Consider the following 22,693-nt stretch of genomic DNA (forward strand, 5'->3'; position numbering starts at 1 on the left):
CCTGTTTTTTGTTGGGTGAGTGCCTACTTGATCAATTGGTCAATGGAATTGCGGGTCCGGGCTTGCAAACTGGCAAAGTTGATCCCCCATACATCTTTAAAGTAACTTACTACCATCGTTTCCTTCTGGCGTAACTTGCTTAAACCCGTTGGGTTGGTAATGTCGCTTAGTATAGCCTCATAACCGCCCTTTCCTTCTGTAAGCATCATAGAGATCATTTCTACAAAATCATCATCGGGGTTCGATTGGGCATACATGGTAATAAACCCTTTTGCCCGGGCCGATGAATCGGTAGTAAGGTTCCAGCTTGAAGTATAATCACCTACTGAAATGCGTTTCCAGGCTTCAGGATACATCACATTTTGATGAAGGATATGACCAAACTCGTGTTCTATAGTATGGAACATCTCTTTAATATTGACCGAATCACCGGGTACAAACCCTGTCATTCCCTTAACTCTGAAATCATTCAGCACATATAAGATGATCCGGCGGCCACCCTCAGCAGTACCCAACGTAATGGTACCATCCGTATTCCAGCTGGCACTACCCACCAGTACAAAATACTTGGGAATGTATTTCATCATGAAAGTTTTTCCCGCTTCTTTCACATAGTTATCTATCCATACTTTTTTTATGGAGCTCAACACCGGGATGATCTTTTCTTCCTTTGGCGGGGTCAGTGTTTTATCGAATTCCAGTTCGCCCTGGTCCCACTTGTATTTAGCGGACACATTAAAAGGAACGGTAAGCGTATCCCTGATCCAGGTATCGATGGTACCGCCCGCCCAGGTATCGCCGCCCAAACCGGGTATCTGGCTCACATCGCCCAGGTCATCTTCCTTTTTACACGAAGCCAATATGGCCAATGTGAGTATGATTAAATATATTTTATGTTTGAACATCTCTGCTTCGGTTTATTGTTAATCGTTTGTATTATCTCGGGTTCAATGGCATGCCTGAAAGCTTTACAGTTTCGGGCAACTGAAACACCCGTTGTTTGGCGCCTGATTCAAGGGTGAAACTGCGGCCATCGGTAGTTTCATGATATACAGGGATATCATAGCGCAGCAGATCGAACCAGCGCATGCCTTCCTGTACATATTCAGCCCGTTTAAAATCTATAACACAATTCAGCGCTTTATCAAGGTCGCTCAGACCGTTCCCATAGTAGGATGTCAACTTCGCCACCGTGATGGTATGTAATGCAGGATCGTATTTTTTAGTTTTGCTGTCAATGATCCGGGTGCTGGCATACGTATTCAGATCTTCCAGGCATTTAGAAAGATTACGGGTAAACAGATAGGCCTCAGCCCGGTTAAACAGCACCTCTTCGGCAGTGAATATAGGCACCATTACATAGGGCACCCCAATATTGGCATTTACCGAATTGCGGACGAAATATTCATTGATCTTTGGCAGTAAATAATTAACGGTCCCTGTTGTAAAAGTTTTGCTGTCGAATGCCCATTCGCCGCCAGTGGGATTTCTACCAAATATTTCATCGCGAATAGATGAGTTAAGGGCATAACGAACGCTGTAATAATTACGCCCCCAGTTAGAAGCGGTTTCCACCAGCAACAGATTAGCCGGTTCTGTTGCCTTTTGATAAATAGCAAACATATCGGCCGGAGTATAATCCAGGTAAGTAGTGTTCCAGGGCCGCAGCATGGAAATTACATTGCCTGCATTTAATACCGCATTGGCATAGGTGATCACTTTGGCATAATCCTGTTTAAAGAGATAGAACCTGGCGGCAAATGCATTGGCAGCCGCTTTATTAAAGTGATAGCTTTTTACTTTATACTTGGTATCGTCTAACAGCGGTAAGCCCTGTAACAGGTCCTGCTCAATCATCTTGTACACATAATCCACCGTTTTGCGATCGTATTGTTGGAACACGATCTTCTCAGGGGTGGTCACATAAGGGATACCCAGGTCTTTGGCGGAGGTACTACCGCTTAGGGAGCTGTAGGGTTTTGAGAAGAAGGTGACCAGCATAAAATGCGCATAGGCCCTGCAGACCAGCGCTTCGCCTTTTTGCGCGGTATACAGTGTTGAATCCGGTGCATTCCTGATGGTTTCCAGCGCCTGGTTGGCCGCCGCAATGGCAGTATAACAGCCATCCCAGTAATACTCGGGCGAATCCTGGTCTTTATAATTTACATCCTGAAAAAAGTAAGGGTCAATGTTGGTCCTGTCCTGTACGCCAGTACCCTTATCAGCCACATTATCAGAAATGGATTCGCAAAAAGCCATGTAGTTAGCCTGCGGGTACGCAGTGCCCAGTAATTGCGACACCTGCTCGGGCGTGTTCAGGGAAGCCCGGTTATCAGGATTTTTTTCGAGAAACTTTTTACAGCCAGTGGTTGTAAAAAGCAGTACAACAGTTGTATATGATAGTATTTTTCGCATGGTAATTACCTTTTTTCGTTTCACACCTGTGTTATATGCCCAGTTTCACAGAAAACGTAAACTGCTTTTGAATGGGTTGAGCAATACCACCGGTATTGAAAAATTCAGGATCCTGCCCTTTTAATTTACTGTCGGAGTAAATAAGCCATGGGTTGTTGGCCACCCCCTGCAATGCCAGGCTACTTAAACCTATTTTCCTGATCATTTGTGCGGGCATCTGCCAGGTCAGGGAAACGTTCTTTAACCTGATCATATCACCACTGGCTACCCTTTCTGTTGAATAATTGTAGTTGTTATAGGGCGTAGCACCTTCCAGTTTTGATTGTTCAAAAGCGCCCAGGATAGAGGGAACAGTGGTATACTTTTCATCACCAGGCATTGACCAACGGTCGTAAAACTCTTTGGGCATGGCATCCAGGTCGGAATAAGCGGTCTTGAATGCGGGGTATAACCTGATCTTATTGCCCGCCTGGTAAGTGATGAATACATTCAGCGTAAAGTCTTTGTAGCTGAAGCTGTTCAACCAACCACCGGTAAGCCGGGGATCAACGGGGCCTTCATAAACCAGGTAACTGGTGTTTTGGTCTTGCAGGTACACATTGTTGGCAGTTTTACCTGTTTCATCAACAAACTGAGGCAGACCGGTAAAATGTTCCAGGCCTTTAAAATTGAGCGAGAACAAACTGCGCACCGGATACCCCTCTTTATTGCCGCCCTCTGCCTGCACCAGGTCAAAGATGTTAGGTTCGTTTTTGGCATTGGTTATTTTATTGGTATTATAACCGGCGGTAAGGTTGGTGCGCCATTTAAAGTTTTTGTTGTTTACCAATACATAGCCTACCAGCAATTCTATACCCTGCGATTCCATATCGGCATAGTTGGCAGGTTTATAAGGTTCGCCACCAACACCCGATGTTTTAACCAGGCTTATGAGGTCAAAGCTGTTGCGATGGTATACGTCTACGCTAATATTGAGGCGTTTGTCCAAAAGCGTAGCGTCAACACCTGCGTTGGCAGTATATAATTTTTCCCAGGTAAGTTCTGAATTCTCCAGGTTGGCCAGTTGTATTACCGATTCCCGTTCGTCTAAGTAGGTCCTGTTGGTAACGAGGTTCTTTAAAACTATCTGCGAATTGGTAGCGGGTCCCATACTGGCGGTTAAACCATAGCTGCCCCGTAGGGTAAGCGCATCAACCCAGGTTACCCCTTCCATGAATTTTTCCTGCTCTACGTTCCATGAACCGGCCACACTCCAGGTGGGCAGCCAACGGGCCTGCCGTGATTTACCCAACCGGTTCGAGCCATCGTACCTGATCGTTCCTGTTAAGTTATAACGAGAATTATAGGTATAGGTACCTGATCCGTAAAAGGCCACAAAGCGGTCATAATCTTTCGCCATACCGTAATAGGGGAAATTCAGCTCGATGGTTTGTTTCAGAATGCGGTAGTCGATAAAAGGAACGCCGCCGTTATCATACTGATAACCGTAGCCGGTACTATTGAAATTCTGCCTGTCGGCATATTTCACCTGCATACCACCCAGTAAGCTTATCGCATGGATATCGTTAATTACTTTAGTGTAGTTAAGGCTGTTGCGAAAATCGTAGCTGAGCAGCTGGTCTTCTACGCGGTTATAAAAACCACCATAAGGCAGTACCACCACGGGTTCTGCATCGGGGTTCTCAGGATCGCGGTACAGGAACTTGTTATTTTGTTTTATGGTTGATGTACCGGCTGCCCGGTAAGCATTGGCCATATTGGAGTTTTCGGTGATCTCGTGTTCGCGGCTCGACTTTACAAAGCGCAAGGCACCCACAAATTCATACCGCAGATCGGGGGTGATCTTATAGTTCAGGCTGCCCTGCAAACGGAGGTCAACCACTTTAAGGTTCATATAATTGTTCTCCAGTTCGGTGAGAATGTTGAACGGAGCGTAGTTGCGCCGGAAATACTCCCGGTTGCCATTTAAATCGTAAGCCGTTAAAGTGCGGCTGGTGTTAAGGGCATAGCTGAAGGGATTGATGTCAAAGTCACGATCGTAGCTACCTTCCACCGGGTTACTTTGCCGGCTCAGGGCACCGGGGGCCTTTTGCTGCCGCACAGAACCTACGGTTGTAAAATCGGCCCACAATTTATCGTTGAACTTATAGTTGTTGCGGAAATTGAGGGTGATACGGCTTACTTTATCGGCGGACGTCCAGCCATTGTCGCCATAATAACTGGTTGAGAAGTAGGATTGGGAACGTTCGGTACCGCCGGAAAGGCTAAGCGAATGTTCCTGCATGAAGTTGTTACGGAACAACAGATCGAACCAGTCGGTATTGGCCTGTGCATACCGGGTTAAAAAAGCTTTGCGGGCAGGTTGGGTATTGGGAATAACGAATCCTGAGCCGTCGGGTTTCACTGTATTTAGATCCTCATACATTTTACCATATACTCCATTATCCGCGCGATCGAGGATGTTGGCATTCAGGCTGCCTTTCCGTTCCAGCTCGGCCAGAACCGACATTTGCTGGGCAGAGTTCATGATATTGAAATTACTATAATCGGGTTTCAAATAGGTACTGAAATTACCGATGTAGTTTATGCTGGTTTTACCCAGGCGGCCTTTTTTTGTGGTGATCACCACCACCCCGTTCATGGCCCGGGCGCCATATAAGGCAGCCGCAGAGGCATCTTTTAATATGTCGAAGCTTTCGATATCGTTGGCATTTAAACCGGCTACCGCCGACCCTAACAGAGTTGTGGGGTCACCGCTCGAAAGCTGATCGTTGGAGATGTTTACGATGTCTTCGAGCACCACGCCATCTACTACCCACAATGGTTTGTTATCACCGTTTATGGAGGTGGCGCCGCGCACCCGAACTTTGGGTGCAGCCCCAAAGGTGCCCGATACGTTTTGGACCGATACGCCTGCGGCCCGGCCTTCCAGCATCCGGCTGATATCGGTTTGGCCATCCAGTTTGGCGTCAGACATTTTCACAGTAGCTGCAGAACCGGCAAATTTCTTTTTTTCGATGGTCTGGAAACCGGTTACAATTACTTCAGACAGGGCCTTATCGCTCGCTAACAGATGGATTTCCAAAAATTTCTCGCCCCGGTAAATGATGGTTTGGGGACCTTTTCCGGCGTAGGTAAACCGGATACTATCGCCCCGGCGGGCGCCGATGGCAAATTCGCCCTGGGAATTGGTAAATGTTCCCCGGCCGCTAACAAGGTTCTGAACAGATACCTGAGGAAGTAGGTTTCCCTCTTCGGTACCAGATACCTTACCTCTTAATATGGCGGTGTCCTGGAAAAACCCGGATTTGTTTGTGTGATGGGGAATCTCAAATGCGTGGGTAGTTACCGGCACACAGGCAGCTACCACTACCAACAATAACAGTCTTTTGCAGGTTGCCTGAAATGCCGTTGCCTCAAAAGCGTTTTGATTAAAACGCATAGCAATTAGTTTTTGATTAACTGAAGAATAATAGATTAATACACCTGGGCTCCTTTTGCGGTTGCCCTTTAACCAGTCAGGCCAGTGCATCACCTTGATGCACGGCCTGGATGGTTAAAATAGTTACTCACACTGGTTTGGGATAATTCGTTTATTCTTTTATTCCCGCCATGCGGGAAAAGAATGGTCTCTGAAGGGAACAGTTTGCGTCTGATTCAGCTTTCTCAGTCCTTAAGATTGTAAAACTTCTTCACCTCTTCATAATTATTCCAGTCAACAGTCGCCTGACGTCCGCCGGCAGGAATAGTTCCGGTAACTATGATATAACGGTATAAACCGTTGGCCAAGATATTAGAAACAAAATTGATGTTACCCACCTCATAATCTACGTTCACATAAATGCCGGTAAGATAAAAATCCTGGTAGGGGATTTGAACGATGTCCGGCGCTGCTGCTGTTCCCAAATTGGCATATACATGGATCATACCCTTATCAAGTACGTCTTTGGTAATTTCCGGAGCCTTAAGCGTGGCTACACCCACCGTATCGCCGGGTTGGATAACTGCTGCCTGATAGGTAACCGTTTTCCAGGCCGAATATACAGAATTGGCAACCCCTGTATCGCCTTTAGGTCCTGTATCGCCTTTTTTACAGCTCACGTTGGTCGTTGATAAGAAGAGCGTAAAAAATGCAACACAAGCAACAGAGAGGACTGAGAAGACTTGTTTCATAAAATGTAAATTTTGATTAAGTAGATGATCTATGCTCTATACGTAAAAAAGTCTTAAATCGCTGGGTGTTATTGCAATTTAAGGATTTTTAAATAGTATGGATTTAATAAGCTACCCCCTCAAAAAGAGGGGTATTCTTTGGGCAGAAGGCATTTTTAGCCAAAGCCGGCGCATAAAAGCGCCCCTCCGGCATGGGATTAGGCAATACCAGTAATAAATATAATAAAAAAAAACGCGGAATGCCGTAGACAAAAATAAGGCCCCCGGAGTATTCGATCAAAGCCGAATTTCCGGGGGCCATGTTCCCAAATGAATGGGGAAAAAGGTTGCTCTATCTAAATCACCGGCTTGTCGTGTGCCGGTGGGCGTTTGTCGGTATTAGTTGGTGTTTTGGGTACCTCCATTAATGATTGGCGTACCATTGTTGATGGTAGAACCATTATTCAGCATTTTGAACACCACACGTCTGTTCTTCTCACGGGCTTCCGGAATGTCTCTTCCGTCAGGCGTTGTTTCTTTCTCTAACGGACAGCATTCGCCAAATCCTACTGGTTTTAACTGTCTGGGCGATACGCCGGCGTTGATCAGGTATTCGGCGCAGGCATTGGCCCGGCCTTTCGCCAGGAACTCGTTCGATTTAACCGACCCCTTACCATCTGTATGCACATCTATTTCAAGCACCACAGCCGGGTTGCCTTTCAAATAGCCGGCAATAAGGTCGAGATATGGGTACGATTCCTTGGCGATCTCTGTTGTTAACTCAAACACGATCTGGTAAGTAACCTCGGTCTTGTTTTTGAACGGATCGGGCTTTTTAACCAGGCATAACTCTGCAGCATATACGGTATCCCCTTTTGAAGGGTAGGCCGTCAGCAGCCCGCTTTGGTATTCTTCCTGGGTACCGCTGATCTGCAGGGCAATTCCGGCGTCGGTCTCAATGGTATAACGTCCGCCAGCCTGGGTTTTGATCATGGCCACTTCCGTACCACGAGGGTCTTTTGCGGTAATGATAGCCCCTTCGAGCGGCTTTTTGCTATCACAATCGAGTACTATACCGGTAAACACCTGGTGATAGTTCTTATGTATAGAGAACAATTCCAAACAACAAAGGGAAGCCCGGTCAGTACTAAAGATCGCGTCTTCCAACAGCCCCTTTCCGCGGCTTACAAAATAAATATCATCTTTTTCAGAATTCACGGGATAACCCAGGTTCAGCGACACCGTCCAGGAACCGGTGAAATTACCGGTAGAACTGTACAGGTCAAAACCGCCCATACCCGTTCTGCCATTGGATGAAAATACCAGGGATTGGGTGGGGCCATGATAAAAGGGCGCTTCTTCATCACCAGTGGTATTAATGGCCGGACCGGCATTGGTTATTTGTCCGGGCATGCCTTTAGCATCGAGGGTGGCATACCAGATGTCGAACCCGCCAATACCGTCAGAACGGTCGCTGGCGAATAAGAGGTATTTTCCATCGGGCGTTACCTGGGGTTGCCGGGAATTGAATGATTGTTCGGTGAGTTTTCCATCAATCAGTACAGGCTCACTCCATCTGCCATCATTTTGCTCACTCATATAGATGGCAGAGATCTTTTTACCATTTTTAACCATCCAGCCTGTAAAGAACATTTTTGAGCCATCGGGTGTAAAGGCCGGCGTGCCCTGTTGTGTATTTTTGGGCGCCGACACATTTAATCTTTCCACCTTCCCGAAATTACCCTCACCCTGATAAGCTGCGGTATACAGGGCATTGGTGTACCCTTCAGCCCGGGTAGAGGTAAAGGCCAGCGTGTTATTGTTTAACCAGCTGGCGGCGTAATTAGCGCCTTCTTTATTAATGACGTTATCGAGCCGTTCAATTTTTACTCCGGTAGGGCCATTGCTCAACTGTTGCATAATAAATACACAGTTGTCTATCTCCTGCTGCGCCTGTTTATTGAATTGGTCGCCCTCCGTGTTCTCTTTCATAAACCGGTTCAACTCCTGTTGGGCAATATTATAGTTGCCGTTGGCGCGTAAACAAATGCCGTAATAGTAACGGGCCAGCGGATGGGTGGTAGAATCTTTTTGCAGACACAGTTTGTACCATTGCTCTGCATGTATAAAATCGTTCAGGTTATAATAACAGTCACCCATACGATACAGGAGGTTTCCGTCGAGGCCACCCAAATCGTTGTGATTGATCAACGCAGCGCCCTGCTTCTGCACTACATAAGCATTGTAACCTGAATGGGTGGGTGTTTTTCCACTTAAGTACTTTTCAAAATAGTGCGCGGCTGAATAATAATCGCCTTTGGCATAAAACTGTTCTGCCACCCGTTTAAAGTTGCTTGCCTGCGCCTGTACCGCAGTTGCAGACAATCCCAAACCAGCAATTATTAATAGATGCTTAATCATGTATGGTCAATTTGCTATTATTAATGTGATAGTTCCTTTGATGCCCGGTTGCCTGGTGGTCCTGATTACAATCTTGGACACACAAACGGCACGGCATCCTGTTTAACCGACTTACGTCCAATAAGCGTCAGTGAAATTTCGAAGTTATTGGCGTTGCCAGCCACTTTCCCCAGATCAGATGCGTTCACATCGTAACTCGCACTGATCATGTAATTTTTATAGTAAACCCCCACATACGGAGCAAAGGCATCTTTAAACCGGTAGTTGGCGCCCACTAAAAAGTCGGTAGATTCATTTACCCGCATTTGGGCATAAGCGCCTACCATTTTCTCCGAACTTGTTCCCTGCCGCATGTACAACAGGTTGGGGGTAATGCTTAGGTCTTCACTCACATTGTATTTTAAACCGCCATGCACGGTAAGGCGCATGGGCATTTTTTCGCCCTTATCGGCAAAGAAAGGGTCCTGGGGTTGTGTTAAATGATAAGCAGAGATACCGCCAAACAGGTTGGCTTTTTTACCCGGTGTTCCATCATAGTACACGGCCCCTACTCCAGCATCGAATGCAATGGCCGATGTTTTACTCAACGTCTCCGGAGAGGCATTGTTTGGGTCCCAGCCGGTTGCCCCGAGCCATTGGTCGCCTGTACGGAACTTGGAAGGGTCGAACTTGCGATTGAGCAAACCCAACGCCATGCCAATAGAGATCTGGTGATAACCGAAGCGAACCCCATTGTAAGACATAGAGCCATATCCGGTCAAATAGTTGTAACCAATATTCCCTGCCCGCTGGTTCATAATATTCACACCAAAGCTTACATTCTTATTAGTTACTAAATCCGCCGAAACACCTGGTGTTGCAAAAGGATTACTAACGCCTCCCCATTGGCTTCGGTACATAGCCGTAACCCGGTAGTTACCATCAATGGCACCCGTTAAACCCGGGTTCAACCACATGGGATACGCATAGTATTGCGAAAAGTGAGGATCTGTTTGAGAATGACCTGCTATTGTTGTAACTAACGTCAACAGTAACAAGCCGGTTTTTATAAGATATCGTCGCATTACAAACAGTTTTTTGGGGTTATTTTACCTTACAAGATTAAAGGTTCCTTTTTGTGATACTTTGGTACCATCTGTTAATATGCCTGATACCACAAACACATATACGCCAATAGGCTGGGGTTTGCCTTTATAAGTGCCATCCCATTCGCCCTGTATATCGTTAGATTCAAATACTTTTTCACCCCATTGGTTAAATACCATCCAACGGATCGATTTGGTAACATTGCTGTACACCTTGAACTTATCGTTCTTGCTATCACCATTTGGTGTAAAAGTATTGGGTACAAAAACGCCATCGGTGAGTGCCTGACCTACTACCCGTGCTGACAGGTATTCAGGACAATCAGCTCTGGTACCCAGCGCTTTCACCATCAAACCAATCGTATCAGTGGGTTTCAGTCCGGTGATGATGTGATTAAGCCCTTTGGCGCCCGAGGTAGGGATCGTCCAGTTAAAACCATCACGCGATACGCGGTAACCGGTTGTATTCGGAACCTCCAGCCAGCTGAACTTGATTGTTTTAGTACCTGCTTCTTCCACCGTTACTACCGGATTGGCCAACTGTCTACAGATCGTAAATTCAATGGCGCCAATATCTGGTCTTGCTACATCCCGCTTGGCATCGAACATATCGGAAGTGATGCCTACATTAAATCCTCTGTTTTCAAACGCGAGCTTGGTAGGTGTAAGGTCGCCGTTCGCTATATCATTATAAACAGGATCGATGTTGACAGTGCTGGAATCCTTGCGGGTAACCAGCCAGTTGGATAAGGTTGGATAGAGTATGGCGCCCATATTACCCACGTAATTGGTGGTACCATATGCGGCATGCATATAGTAGTTATTGTAATTAGCCACCAGATTACTATCAGGAATATTCAGGAATACGCAATATTTATTCCTATCGCCACCACGTTTTATAACTATACTGTTATCCTTGAATTCCAAACCAGTAGAATTAAGACCATATACACCAAATCCACTTGTTTCACCGGTTACGGCGCCCGCTGCGCTGTCTTCCAGAGAAACTGTATTGTGATAAAATTTCAGGTAATCGCAAGAAAAAGCATACAATCCTTCCTGGTACCCCTGGCCCATAAAGTAATACATCAAATTATTGGTTACCATATTCGGTTGTGCCAGGGTGCCGCCCGTTCCTACAAATTTTATCCCACTTAACTGTACGTTGGAAGTTCTTGCTTTATCTAACAGGTGATGGATCCGGTTCTTTGAAATATTCAACCCATTATTCTGACTGAATACATAAATGCCGGCATATGAAACTGAGAACGCTGTACGGGTAGGATGACCGATGTCATTGCTATCTATCACCATATTCTTGGTACCTACCACATAAATTCCATCAGCACAGTTATCTGATACTTTATTATTTTTTATAGTATTATCAGTTGAAGCAAGTATGGTGGCTTTAATGGTTTTGGAAGCACAAACGATACCGTAATACCCTCCGTTCACTGTATTATTGACAATCTGGTTATAATCGCAATTGCTTTCAGTAACTGAGTCAACCGGGTCCTTTTCATTTGAACTCATTATAATACCGCCATAATAAGGGCTTGCTGATGTTTTATTGAGGTTAATGGAACAGCGTTTTATAACGTTATGATCGGCATCATTCGTTAAAAAGATGCCATATCCATACCCTGCCGGATCAGCGCCCTGCACAGTAACATTAAGACTATCGATGGTAATATAATCTGCTCCATTCAGCTTTATTACCGGGATCTTTGAGCTGGTGGTAGCATAGGTAATGGTTGCACCGTTACCATTGAATGTAACCGTTCTATTGGGAGCGGTATTGATCGCTGGAATGATCATTTGTTCCGGATAAGGTCCGCTGCCACTGGTCACATTGAATACAACGGAACCATTGAGCCCACATTGTAATGCCCGGGCCGCATCACTGAAACTGTTGTAATTGATGCCGCCTGTGGGTAATGCGTTATTGATGGTGTATGTACCTGCATTGAGCGGAGTGGTTACCAGGATCTTAACAGGTGATGAATACACGGTGGTAGCCCCGCAGGTTACCGCTATCCGGTAATATAAAGAGCTGCTGGGTGTTACGGTGAAATAGGGATAATCCCGGGTAACTATATTATTGTAAGTGCCAAATTGTGCAGAAGAAGATTGCCAGGTATAAGTTTGGCCGTTTCCGCCTGAATTACCATCTAAACCCATTGCTATTGAAGGCCCCTGACAAAGAACCGAATCAGGGCTTATTACGGGCGTACCGGCCAAAGGTGCTGTACAGGCAGCCGAGGTAAATTCAAAACATCCCGCATCTGGATTCGTGGCGTTACGGGTTATGTTAGCAAGATCGGTAGTGATACCAACAGCCAGCGCCATATTATCGATGCGTTGAACAGTTGGCCTTAAGTCACCTGTTGAAGCATTTACATATAACGGGTCAAGTTCGGCCGAAAAAAGATCATATCCTGTTTTGCTGCGCCAGATGGTCAAATTATCCATAAAATCCCCGCCATACAATCCCAAATAGGCTATTCCAGTACCTGATAATGCCGGCACATAAAACACGTTATGATCACTTACCAATCGCTGCAATGGCGCTTTAGTAACATACATGCCATAATTTTCACTCACCACATTCCGGGTTACGGTAACAATATTGTTCATTACAGTAACATCGGAAATAGAATCCAGCGACAATCCCCGGGAATAATCGCCAGGAGTAGTTTGATCGTCCAGTGATACTGTATTGTGGTAAACATTTAAAAAGGCCGCGTTTTGGCAAAAGATCCCGTATTGAGGGGCGTCTGACGCCCAGTTGTAAATGGCGTTATTGGCTACGACGCATTCCTGACCGGATACACTTTTCGAATTGATCCGGATACCATACAGCGTACCACCAAAATTTAACGGATCAACAATTAGATCATGAATACGGTTATTTGTAACAGCCACTTTCTGATTTGAAAGACCCAGGTGAATACCGCATGTTACGTAGGTGTTGGTCCCGCCGGTAAAATCATTTCCGTCTACCTGGGCATTGCTATTATAATATAACTCAATACCATTTGTTTTCCAGTTGATAATGGTGTTTTTCTTTACAATATTCCCGGTCATGTATTGGTCTGGATTACCTGCGATGGGTACAGATGACAAGGTAATTGCTGCACCACCACCTTCTATCGTGTTCTGTTGTATCAGGTTGTAATCACAATTGCTGTAACCAGGTTCCGTAGGATTACCGTTACTGCCATTGATCACAATTCCCTGCGCCTGATAAGGACGGGGGCCGATCACTTTGCAGATGATGTGGCAGTTCTGTATAGTATTATGGTCGGCATCATTCAATAAATGAAAGCCATAACCAAATCTGGTGATAGTGGCAGCCAGCGGCGTTATCACCAGGCCATCAAAGGTTATATAATCAGAATTATTCAACTTAATACCAGCACGACTGTTCGTATTGGAAGAATTAAAAGAAAGGGTTACCCCGTTACAATTAAATATAATGGGACTGGCAGCTGTTGCATTTATGTTATTCAACACGACCTGTTCACTGTAGGGGCCGCTACCCGGTTGTACGTTAAAGGTTACCGGGCCACTAAAACCAACTGCAGTCAATTGTGCAACTGCATCTGTAAATGATTGGAAATTTGATCCGCCAGTTACTACCGCCGAATTGATAGTATACGAGCCGGACATCTGTGCATGGGTTTCAGAAAAGGCAAAACCTAAACAAAGGGTAAACAGAAATCTTATATTAAATACGTGCCCGCGTAAATTTTTTCGCATAGCCGATGATTGGATTTTTTTAATTCAACAGGATATCGGATCTCGTTTATCTTATATATAATAATGAGAACTTAAAATACCAATTATCAGTATTGCAATTGATCATTGGTTAATGGTCCCCAGTACAACAACATAACCCATGCATGAATATATCATTCAAACAAGGGTGCGGCATGTAGGGTGGTTGGGGTTTCAACGTAAAATACCTCCTGATCCCCTTCCCCAAAACCGTAATCTTACGAATATACACTTAGTACATGTTCCTTATCGTGATCACATAACCGATAACGGTTTGGGAAAAACTCAACTGGTATCTTTACGTCGCGAACCATTTAAGAACGCGTTTTAGGGCTTGCAATTGTGTATAACCCTATCTGATCATGAAAAAATAATTCACATTTCTCCACTGGAACTGTGTGAAACTAAATCCTTTATGGAAGTGGAACAGATTGGAAATTTTGTACCAATTACAGATATTCAGCCATTTCCTGCTGATAATCACTGGCAATTTGCTTTGCTTTAGCAGCAAAATCTTCATTACCGGATGCATAAATAATGGCCCGGCTGGCATTTACCAGCAGGCCCACGTCTTTATTCATTGCTTTTTCGGAGATCTCTTTCAGGCTTCCACCCTGGGCCCCTACCCCTGGCACCAGGTAAAAATGATGGGGGGTAATAGCGCGGATGTTGGTAAACTCCGACGCCTGTGTAGCACCTACCACAAACATCAACTGCTCGGCAGTACCCCATTGCGCAGCAGTACGCAATACTTTTTCATACAACAACTCCTCCCCCGCTTTTTGTAATTCAAAATCACGGGCACCGGTATTGGATGTTAATCCTAATACTATTGTCCATTTGTCTTTGTACTCCAGGAATGGCAGTACACTGTCGGCACCCATATAAGGCGCTACGGTTATTGCATCGAATGGCAAAGCGTCAAAGAAAGCTTTGGCATACTGGGAGGAGGTATTGCCAATGTCACCGCGTTTGGCATCGGCTATTTTAAAATGTGTAGCTGGAATATAAGCAGCCGTTTTTTCCATTGCTTCCCAACCTGGTTTTCCCAATGCTTCATAAAAAGCCGTATTGATCTTATAGCCTACACAATGGTCTTTGGTAGCATCAATGATCTGCCTGTTAAATTCAAATACCGGATCGGGCGCAGACAACAGATGTTTGGGGATCTTGGTAATATCCGTATCCAGACCTACTATAAGGTATGTCTTTTTTGTGCGTATTTGTTCAACCAGTTGCTGCCTTGTCATGCGTGTTGGAGTTGTAAAATTTGACGCAAGATATTAGTGAATTGCCATACTTCCTCAAAAGTATTGTATAAAGGTACGGGTGCCAGCCTGATCACATTGGGTTCGCGCCAGTCGACTATAATACCCGCCCGGGCCAGCTCATCAAATACCTGCTTTCCCTGCTGTAACATCAACATAGATACCTGACAGCCTCGTTCCGCTTCCTGGCGGGGTGTAATAAATTCAATTACCGGCTCTGTTTGTGCATTGTTCATTTCATCAAGCAGGTACCACAACCATTTGTTCAATAACTGCCGTTTCTTTTGTAATCTGTCGAACCCGGCTTCCATAAAAATATCCAGTGCGGCCCGATGTGCCGCATATAGCAAGAGAGAAGGCGTGCTTAACTGCCAGCCTTCGGCCGTGCGGGTAGGGTTAAACCCTTTCTGCATCAGAAAGCGGGTGGCTTTATCGTAGCCCCACCAGCCTGCAAAACGCGGCAAAGAACTATCGTTGTGATAACGTTCATGAATATAGGCGCCCCCAATACCACCGGGGCCTGAATTAATATATTTATAACTGCACCAGGCGGCAAAATCCACGTTCCAGTTATGCAATTGTAAGGGGACATTACCGGCTGCATGGGCCAGGTCGAACCCTACTTTGGCGCCCACGGCCTGTGCGGCTTTGGTAATGGCCGCCATATCGAATAACTGACCGGTATAATAATTCAACCCGCCCCATAACACCAGGGCCAGTTCGTCTTTATGTTGCGCTATAGCCTGCAGAAGATCTTCCTGACGGATAGTATGCTCTCCTTTGCGGGGTCCTACTTCTATGATCACCTCATTGGGATTGAGGCCACAGTATTTTACATGCGTTTCAAGCATATACTGATCGCTGGGAAATGCTTTGGCTTCACAAATGATTTTATTCCGTTTTTGATCGGGTTTATAAAACGAGACCAGCAGCAAATGCAGGTTTACCGTAAGCTGGTTCATGGCCACTACCTCATGGGGCAATGCGCCTACGATGGTCGATAATGGTTGTGTAAGATGATCGTGGTATTGCAGCCAGGGTTGTTCGCCCATAAAGAAACCTTCCACGCCATAATTGGCCCATTTGTTCAATACCTGTTGCAGGTATTCATTGGTACGTTTTGGCTGCAGGCCCAGGGAATTCCCCAGGAAATAGATCTGTTGTTTTCCGTCAATTACGGGCATTATGAACTGGTCCCGAAATGAACGCAGTTCATCCTGCTGATCGAGCCGGCAGGCAAACGATTGAGAGTTTTCAAAAATCATGTAGTAGTTTGTTGCCGTAAAGATAAGGGAATCGGCAATGGGCAATGGGAATCGGCAATAGGCAATGGGCAATAGTGGGCCCTCCTGCAGACGGCAAACAATCCCGACGCGAAAATATCGGGGAGTTTAGGTTTATACCTAATAGCTGGCGCTAATAATTATGCCTGATTTCCCTGCATTTACTTTCCCGTTTCGGTTCGATACGCCCCCGTTAACTGGTCAACTGGTCACTATCTACAACGCTCCCGTCTTCCCGCCATCAACCGCAATACTGACCCCATTTACATAAGAGGCGGCAGGCGATGCCAGGAATGCAGCCACCGCGCCGAGCTCTGACGCTTCGCCAAAACGCTTCATAGGTATCTCCTGTTCCATTTCGCGTTCTATTACATCAGTTGATACGCCCCGCTTTTGGGCATTGTTCTTTATCAAACTATCAAGACGCTGTGTTTTGGTAAGACCGGGCAAGAGATTATTTACGGTTATATTGAACTGCCCTACTTCGTTGGCCAGGATCTTAGACCACATGGCTACTGCGCCACGTACTGTGCCCGATACAGCCAGATTGGTGATGGGAATGCGGATAGAAGTGGAAATGATATTGATGATGCGGCCATAATTTGCCTGCTTCATAGAAGGAATAACGGCCTGCGCCAGCAATTGATTTACGATCAGGTGCTGGTTAAATGCCAGCATAAACGCTTCTTCAGTAGCATCGAGTACTGAACCGGGCGGCGGGCCGCCTGTGTTATTCACCAGAATATGCACGGGGTGCTGTTGCACATATTGTTGAATAACCTGTTTTACCTGATCTGGTTTGCTAAAATCAGCTACCAGGTAGCTGTGCTGTTGCCGCAGGGCGATGTCCAGGTTTTTAACCGCCGCCTGTAAAGCCTCTTCATTCCTGGCCATGAGGATACAGCTAGCGCCCAGCAAAGCCAGTTCTTCGGCAATGGCCAGCCCTATACCCTGGGTGCTTCCGCAGATCACTGCATTTTTTCCTTCTAATGATAAATGCATGTTTATGGGTTTATGGTTTATTAGTCAGAAGGTCGGGATAATCAGAAATAATTCCATCTACACCCGCCGCTTTCATTTTATCGATCGACGCTATATCATTGACCGTCCAGGGAATAACCTTAATACCCAGCTGGTGGCATTTGGCTACCAGCTCAGGAGTAACGAGGCTATAAGCCGGGCTATAGATTGTTGGTGTGAATCCCAATGCTTTCAATTGTTCTTCGAGCGCCCGTTTATCATACTCCTCTATCAGGGCGGCCGTTTTCATTGCAGGATACCTTTTATGTAAGACCTGCAGCGTACGAAAATCGAACGACTGAATAATAACCCGGTCGCTGATCTTTGCATCATGGATCACATTCATGAGAGTTTTCACAAACTCTTCGGGCGCGGGATGGTACTTGTTATCGGTGGCCGGCTGTGTTTTGGTCTCGATATTATAAAACACTTCAGCGCCGTCCTTTAATTTGTGGTAGGCTTCTACATTCTCTATCACTTCGCGCAGCAGGGGTTTGGTTGCCTTTAACCGCTGCTGGTTGGGAAAACGCGGATGAGGTTTCAATCCTACATCATAGGTTTGCGTTTGCGCATACGTCATTTTGTAAATGTTCAAATTGCGCTCTTCCTGTTCAGTTATATTTCTTCCGTCAGGACCGGTAGTGATCTCATGGTTAAAAAATGGTTCATGAGATAAGATCACCTGTTTGTCTTTGGTGATCACGGCATCCATTTCCAACGTAGTAACACCCAGCTCCAGCGCCTTCATCATGGCCGGAATGGTATTTTCGGGCATTAGTCCCCGGCAGCCGCGATGCCCTTCAATGTCGAAAGCAGGTAACAATGGATCGGTAACTTTTTTTGAGGCGTGACAGGCAAAAATTAATGCAACCAGTAACATCAACTCTGTTACTTCCCTAAATTTAATCATAATTGTTTTTTACAGTACTTGATTAGGGATATTGGATGCAGTACTACTTAATGTTGACGGTTTGCAGTGTTGGGGGATCAGGTAACCGATTACCAGTTTCCGTCCCGATGGCTATCGGTATTGAAACTGGTAACTGGAAACAGGTAACTATTCTATTACTTCAGCCACTTTTGCGGCACTTACATTGGCATTGCGCATGGCAATACTACGGGTGGCATTGGCGGCAAATTCTTCAAAGGCTTTGCGGGAGATCATATCATCACTTACCATAATAGGGACACCTATATCTCCTCCTTCACGGATGCTTTGCACCAGGGGTATTTGTCCCAGGAAAGGCAGGTCATACTCTTCGGCCAGGCGTTTTCCACCTTCTTTGCCAAAGATATAATACTTATTATCAGGTAGTTCAGCAGGGGTAAAATAACTCATATTTTCTACCAGCCCAATAATAGGCACTTTTATCTGAGCCTGGCTGAACATCCCGATCGCTTTTTTAGCATCGGCCAGGGCAACATCCTGCGGAGTGGTAACAATTACCGCGCCGGTAACGGGCACTGTTTGCACCAATGTTAAATGAATATCGCCGGTGCCGGGCGGCATGTCGATCACCAGGTAATCCAGTTCGTCCCAATACACATCGGTCACAAACTGTTTAATAGCGCTGCTGGCCATGGGACCACGCCAGATCACCGCACTTTTTTCATCAACCAGCAACCCGATGCTCATTAATTTTATCCCGAAACGCTCCAGGGGAACGATCATACCTTTCTGTCCTTCCCCCATACTTTTCATCATGGGCCGTTCGCCACGCACCCCAAACATGATAGGTACGCTGGGACCGTAAATATCTGCGTCCATCAAACCTACTTTCGCTCCGCTTTGCGCAAGGGCCAGTGCCAGATTGGCGGAAACTGTGCTTTTTCCCACGCCACCTTTACCACTAATAACAGCGATTATATTTTTAACCTTGGGCAACACGGAACCAGGGTCCTGCCGGTTCGTGCTGGTATTGGCTGTAAAATTCACCCGTACAACCGCTTCTTTATTAACCAGTGATCGCACCGCATTTTCACAATCTCTGCCGATCCTATCTTTCATTGGACAAGCGGGTGTGGTAAGCACTACGGTGAAAGACACCGTATTACCGCTAATCACAATATCTTTAACCATGTTAAGCGTAACAATATCCTGTCCCAAATCCGGTTCCTGAACGTTCCTCAATGCAGCTAAAACTTTCTCAGGGGTCATTCATCTAAGAGTTTTGTTAAAAAGATTTATTTGCCACAAAATTAACCATTGGCATGAGTATTTTGTTGAAGTATTTTATGCATTATGTATATATTTGACGGGCATGAAAAGACGTTTACTTTTTTTGGTTACGCTGGCGATTGCCATTCCCTTTGCCTCTAAAGCTCAGTTTGAAAAACTGAAAGATTCTGTAGTGCAGTTATATGGCGTTGTAATGACAGCCGACAGCCTGAGAGCCATTCCTTCTGTTACCGTCATGATCAAAGGTCAGAACCGGGGTACCATTACAAATGAACAGGGTGTTTTCAGCATTGTGGTGATGAAAGGCGATATCGTTGAGTTTACGTCTATAGGTTATAAACCCAAACTGGCTACCATTCCTCGCGAACTGGAAGGCAATCAATTCAGTTTGTTGCAATTGATGGTTACCGATACGGTTTACCTGCCTGCCACCATCATTAAACCACGCCCCACCAAAGAACAGTTTGAACGCGACTTCGTGAATGTTAATATTCCTGATGATGATATAGAAATTGCCCGTAAGAATACCGATGAATCAAAACGCAGGGTACTGGCCCGCACACTGCCCCGCGATGGCCGGGAAAGCTCCAATATGTTCCTGCGGAACAATGCGCAACGGTATTATTACAACGGACAAACACCTCCACAAAACATCTTTAATCCCGCAGCCTGGGCCGAATTTATTCAGGCCTGGAAACGGGGCGACTTCAAGAATCAGAATTAAAGTTGACAAGTTAACTTGTTTATATAACCAGCCCTTGCGTAACGCAGGGGCTTTTTTGTGATCGGCAGACGGCAGACGGCAGACGGCAGACGGCAGACGGCAGACGGCAGACGGCAGACGGCAGACGGCAGACGGCAGACGGCAGACGGCAGACGGCAGACGGCAGACGGCAGACGGCAGACGGCAATTTTGGCCTCGCGAAATTTGAGACTCATGTAATCGTGAAACGGCAAACGTGAAACGTGAAATAAAATCCAGGGCATCTCACTTCGTTCGATACATTGGCTCCTTCGCTACGCTCAGGAATGGTTCGCGACATTTAAAATTAATAACTACTTTGCGCCGCCAAAAATCTACAGCCTACAGCCTACAGCCTACAGCCTACAGCCTACAGCCTACAGCCTACAGCCTACTGCCTACTGCCTACTGCCTACAGCCTACTGCCTACTGCCTACAGCCTACTGCCTACTGCCCATTAACGGACCTGAGAGCAGCGAAGGTCCAGTTTGCCGTTTGCCGTCTGCCGTCTGCCCATTCCCCATTGCCCTTTGCCATATTAACAGTCGTTAGTATATTAGCGCCTCATTAACTTACCATATGGACTTAAAAAATATTGCAGTTATAGGCGCCGGTACCATGGGCAACGGCATTGCGCATGTTTTTGCGCAGAATGGTTTTCAGGTAAACCTGATAGATGTAAACGCCGCGCAGCTGGATAAAGCATTACAAACGATTCAAAAGAACTTCGACCGCCAGATCGCAAAAGGCACGGCCACAGAAGAGCAGAAAAACAATGCCCTGGCCAATCTGACCACGGTTACCGATATGGCGCAGGGTGTTAAAGAGGCCCAATTGGTAGTGGAAGCAGCTACAGAAAATATAGATCTTAAACTGCATATTTTTAAACAGCTCGATAGCCTGGCTCCCAGCCACGCCTTGCTGGCCACTAATACTTCTTCTATTTCCATCACCCGTATTGCGGCCGTTACCAAACGCGCCAGCCAGGTGATCGGCATGCACTTTATGAACCCCGTACCGGTAATGAAACTGGTAGAGATCATTAACGGCTACGCTACTTCCAAAACAGTTACCGATACCATTGTTGCACTGAGCAAACAACTGGGTAAAGTTCCCTGTGTGGTGAACGATTATCCCGGTTTTATTGCCAATCGTATCTTGATGCCCATGATCAATGAATCGATCTACAGCCTGTACGAAGGCATTGCCGGTGTAAATGAAATTGACACCATCATGAAGCTGGGTATGGCCCATCCCATGGGGCCCTTACAGTTAGCCGATTTTATTGGCCTGGATACCTGTCATGCCATCTTAAACGTGTTGTATGAAGGTTTTGGCAACCCCAAATATGCGCCCTGTCCGTTACTCACGAATATGGTCACCGCCGGTTATCTGGGAGTGAAGAGCGGAGAAGGATTTTATAAGTATGAAGGGGGTAGTAAGGAATTGGTGGTGAGTGAAAGATTTTCACGGTGATAACTCACTTAACCCATCCAAAAACCTGTTGCCATTTCTCAGGCAAGGGCAAATTCGGTATGGTATAAGCGGAAACGCGTTCTCCCTCGCAATATATAAAATGTTCAAGGCGCCAATGGGTGGAATCTGTTTCACCCCATTGGTTGCTGGCATATTCTTCCTGTAGCTGTAGTTTCCCCTCCTGCCAGACATATTTCCCATAAAAGCCTTTGCAGTGTTCCCCCAAATAGATCGTTTTTTCATCGGCCGATACACCAAAATCGAAGAACGATCTTATTTCGGGTACATGTTCCAGCTTGTCGGTGTCATTGTTATACAGATAAATATCACGACAACCAGGTGCCGAACAGTTACAAATACCCGCTGAATAGTTCCAGATTATAGATACATCTTTAAGCCCATCAAAATTTATATCGCAGAATTGAATAGCACTGTCTTTGATCTTTCCAAACCCATTTATAACCTGTCGCAGTCGCCAGTCATTTTCTTTTGTAAAGAAGAAGAAAAGGTTCCTGGCTTCAAAACCCACCACAGCATGTTGTCTTTGATTGGTGCAGATATTTCCTTTGTAGAATTGGATGCGGTTGGTATCCCCTTCAAAAACGGCCAGGGTGTAAAACTGGTTATCCACTTTATGGCTGTCCAGTTTTCTGATGCAGTAATCCCTGAAAAAGGCAATCTCTTCGGTGCTGTCCATAGCCTTGCTTAACAGCACCTCATAGGGAACTGCATGTACCGATAAGGTGTCTTTAGACTTGTTTTTGCCCCAGGGCCCGTTACCTGGTTTACAGGCTTGAATCAATACGAGGGACAGGATTATTACTGTAATAAACCGTTTCATACGCTTTCAGACCTCAATTAGGAGAAAGATA

The 22,693-nt window shown here is 45.8% G+C and carries 15 protein-coding genes; 2 read left to right on the top strand and 13 right to left on the bottom strand.

Annotated features, from left to right (window positions below; translation table 11 throughout):
* Nucleotides 1–23 precede the first annotated feature (23 nt).
* From J7I42_RS13140 to J7I42_RS13195, 12 genes are all read right to left on the bottom strand, one after another.
* Entirely contained in the window at nucleotides 24–905 is an 882-nt protein-coding gene (locus J7I42_RS13140; protein ID WP_209139280.1) for a zinc-binding metallopeptidase, read from the bottom strand.
* Nucleotides 906–936: 31 nt separating this feature from the next.
* The gene (locus J7I42_RS13145; RefSeq protein ID WP_209139281.1) at nucleotides 937–2,415 is read right to left on the bottom strand and encodes a RagB/SusD family nutrient uptake outer membrane protein; all 1,479 of its coding nucleotides are present in this window, start codon (nucleotides 2,413–2,415) and stop codon (nucleotides 937–939) included.
* A gap of 31 nt (nucleotides 2,416–2,446) precedes the next feature.
* Nucleotides 2,447–5,857 carry a SusC/RagA family TonB-linked outer membrane protein gene (locus tag J7I42_RS13150; RefSeq protein ID WP_209139282.1) on the bottom strand — a complete coding sequence of 1,137 codons (3,411 nt, stop codon included), beginning with the start codon at nucleotides 5,855–5,857 and terminating at the stop codon, nucleotides 2,447–2,449.
* A 224-nt stretch (nucleotides 5,858–6,081) separates the two neighbouring features.
* The gene (locus tag J7I42_RS13155; protein WP_209139283.1) at nucleotides 6,082–6,588 is read right to left on the bottom strand and encodes a hypothetical protein; all 507 of its coding nucleotides are present in this window, start codon (nucleotides 6,586–6,588) and stop codon (nucleotides 6,082–6,084) included.
* Between the two features lie 378 nt (nucleotides 6,589–6,966).
* On the bottom strand, nucleotides 6,967–8,988 hold the full coding sequence (locus tag J7I42_RS13160) for an OmpA family protein (RefSeq protein WP_209139284.1): 2,022 nt from the start codon (nucleotides 8,986–8,988) through the stop codon (nucleotides 6,967–6,969).
* Nucleotides 8,989–9,053: 65 nt separating this feature from the next.
* Entirely contained in the window at nucleotides 9,054–10,052 is a 999-nt protein-coding gene (locus J7I42_RS13165; RefSeq protein WP_209139285.1) for a PorP/SprF family type IX secretion system membrane protein, read from the bottom strand.
* Nucleotides 10,053–10,076: 24 nt separating this feature from the next.
* Nucleotides 10,077–13,835 carry a right-handed parallel beta-helix repeat-containing protein gene (locus tag J7I42_RS13170; protein WP_209139286.1) on the bottom strand — a complete coding sequence of 1,253 codons (3,759 nt, stop codon included), beginning with the start codon at nucleotides 13,833–13,835 and terminating at the stop codon, nucleotides 10,077–10,079.
* Nucleotides 13,836–14,302: 467 nt separating this feature from the next.
* Complete coding sequence (pyrF, locus tag J7I42_RS13175) at nucleotides 14,303–15,103, bottom strand: orotidine-5'-phosphate decarboxylase (RefSeq protein WP_209139287.1); 801 nt, start codon at nucleotides 15,101–15,103, stop codon at nucleotides 14,303–14,305.
* The gene (kynU, locus tag J7I42_RS13180; protein WP_209139288.1) at nucleotides 15,100–16,386 is read right to left on the bottom strand and encodes a kynureninase; all 1,287 of its coding nucleotides are present in this window, start codon (nucleotides 16,384–16,386) and stop codon (nucleotides 15,100–15,102) included. Before kynU ends, pyrF begins: the two co-directional genes overlap by 4 nt.
* A gap of 234 nt (nucleotides 16,387–16,620) precedes the next feature.
* Entirely contained in the window at nucleotides 16,621–17,406 is a 786-nt protein-coding gene (locus J7I42_RS13185) for an SDR family oxidoreductase (RefSeq protein WP_209139289.1), read from the bottom strand.
* Between the two features lie 10 nt (nucleotides 17,407–17,416).
* Complete coding sequence (locus tag J7I42_RS13190; protein WP_209139290.1) at nucleotides 17,417–18,334, bottom strand: glycerophosphodiester phosphodiesterase; 918 nt, start codon at nucleotides 18,332–18,334, stop codon at nucleotides 17,417–17,419.
* A 147-nt stretch (nucleotides 18,335–18,481) separates the two neighbouring features.
* Entirely contained in the window at nucleotides 18,482–19,582 is a 1,101-nt protein-coding gene (locus J7I42_RS13195) for an Mrp/NBP35 family ATP-binding protein (protein ID WP_209139291.1), read from the bottom strand.
* Between the two features lie 103 nt (nucleotides 19,583–19,685).
* Here J7I42_RS13195 and J7I42_RS13200 point away from each other — a divergent pair, with 103 nt between their 5' ends.
* Nucleotides 19,686–20,327 (top strand): carboxypeptidase-like regulatory domain-containing protein, encoded by a 642-nt coding sequence (locus tag J7I42_RS13200; RefSeq protein WP_209139292.1) that lies wholly within the window; start codon nucleotides 19,686–19,688, stop codon nucleotides 20,325–20,327.
* Between the two features lie 597 nt (nucleotides 20,328–20,924).
* On the top strand, nucleotides 20,925–21,821 hold the full coding sequence (locus tag J7I42_RS13205; RefSeq protein WP_209139293.1) for a 3-hydroxyacyl-CoA dehydrogenase family protein: 897 nt from the start codon (nucleotides 20,925–20,927) through the stop codon (nucleotides 21,819–21,821).
* A 4-nt stretch (nucleotides 21,822–21,825) separates the two neighbouring features.
* On the opposite strand, the gene J7I42_RS13210 is transcribed toward J7I42_RS13205, so the two are convergent.
* Complete coding sequence (locus tag J7I42_RS13210) at nucleotides 21,826–22,662, bottom strand: XAC2610-related protein (RefSeq protein ID WP_209139294.1); 837 nt, start codon at nucleotides 22,660–22,662, stop codon at nucleotides 21,826–21,828.
* Nucleotides 22,663–22,693: the final 31 nt, after the last annotated feature.

Source organism: Niastella soli, assembly GCF_017742245.1.
GTDB lineage: Bacteria > Bacteroidota > Bacteroidia > Chitinophagales > Chitinophagaceae > Niastella > Niastella soli.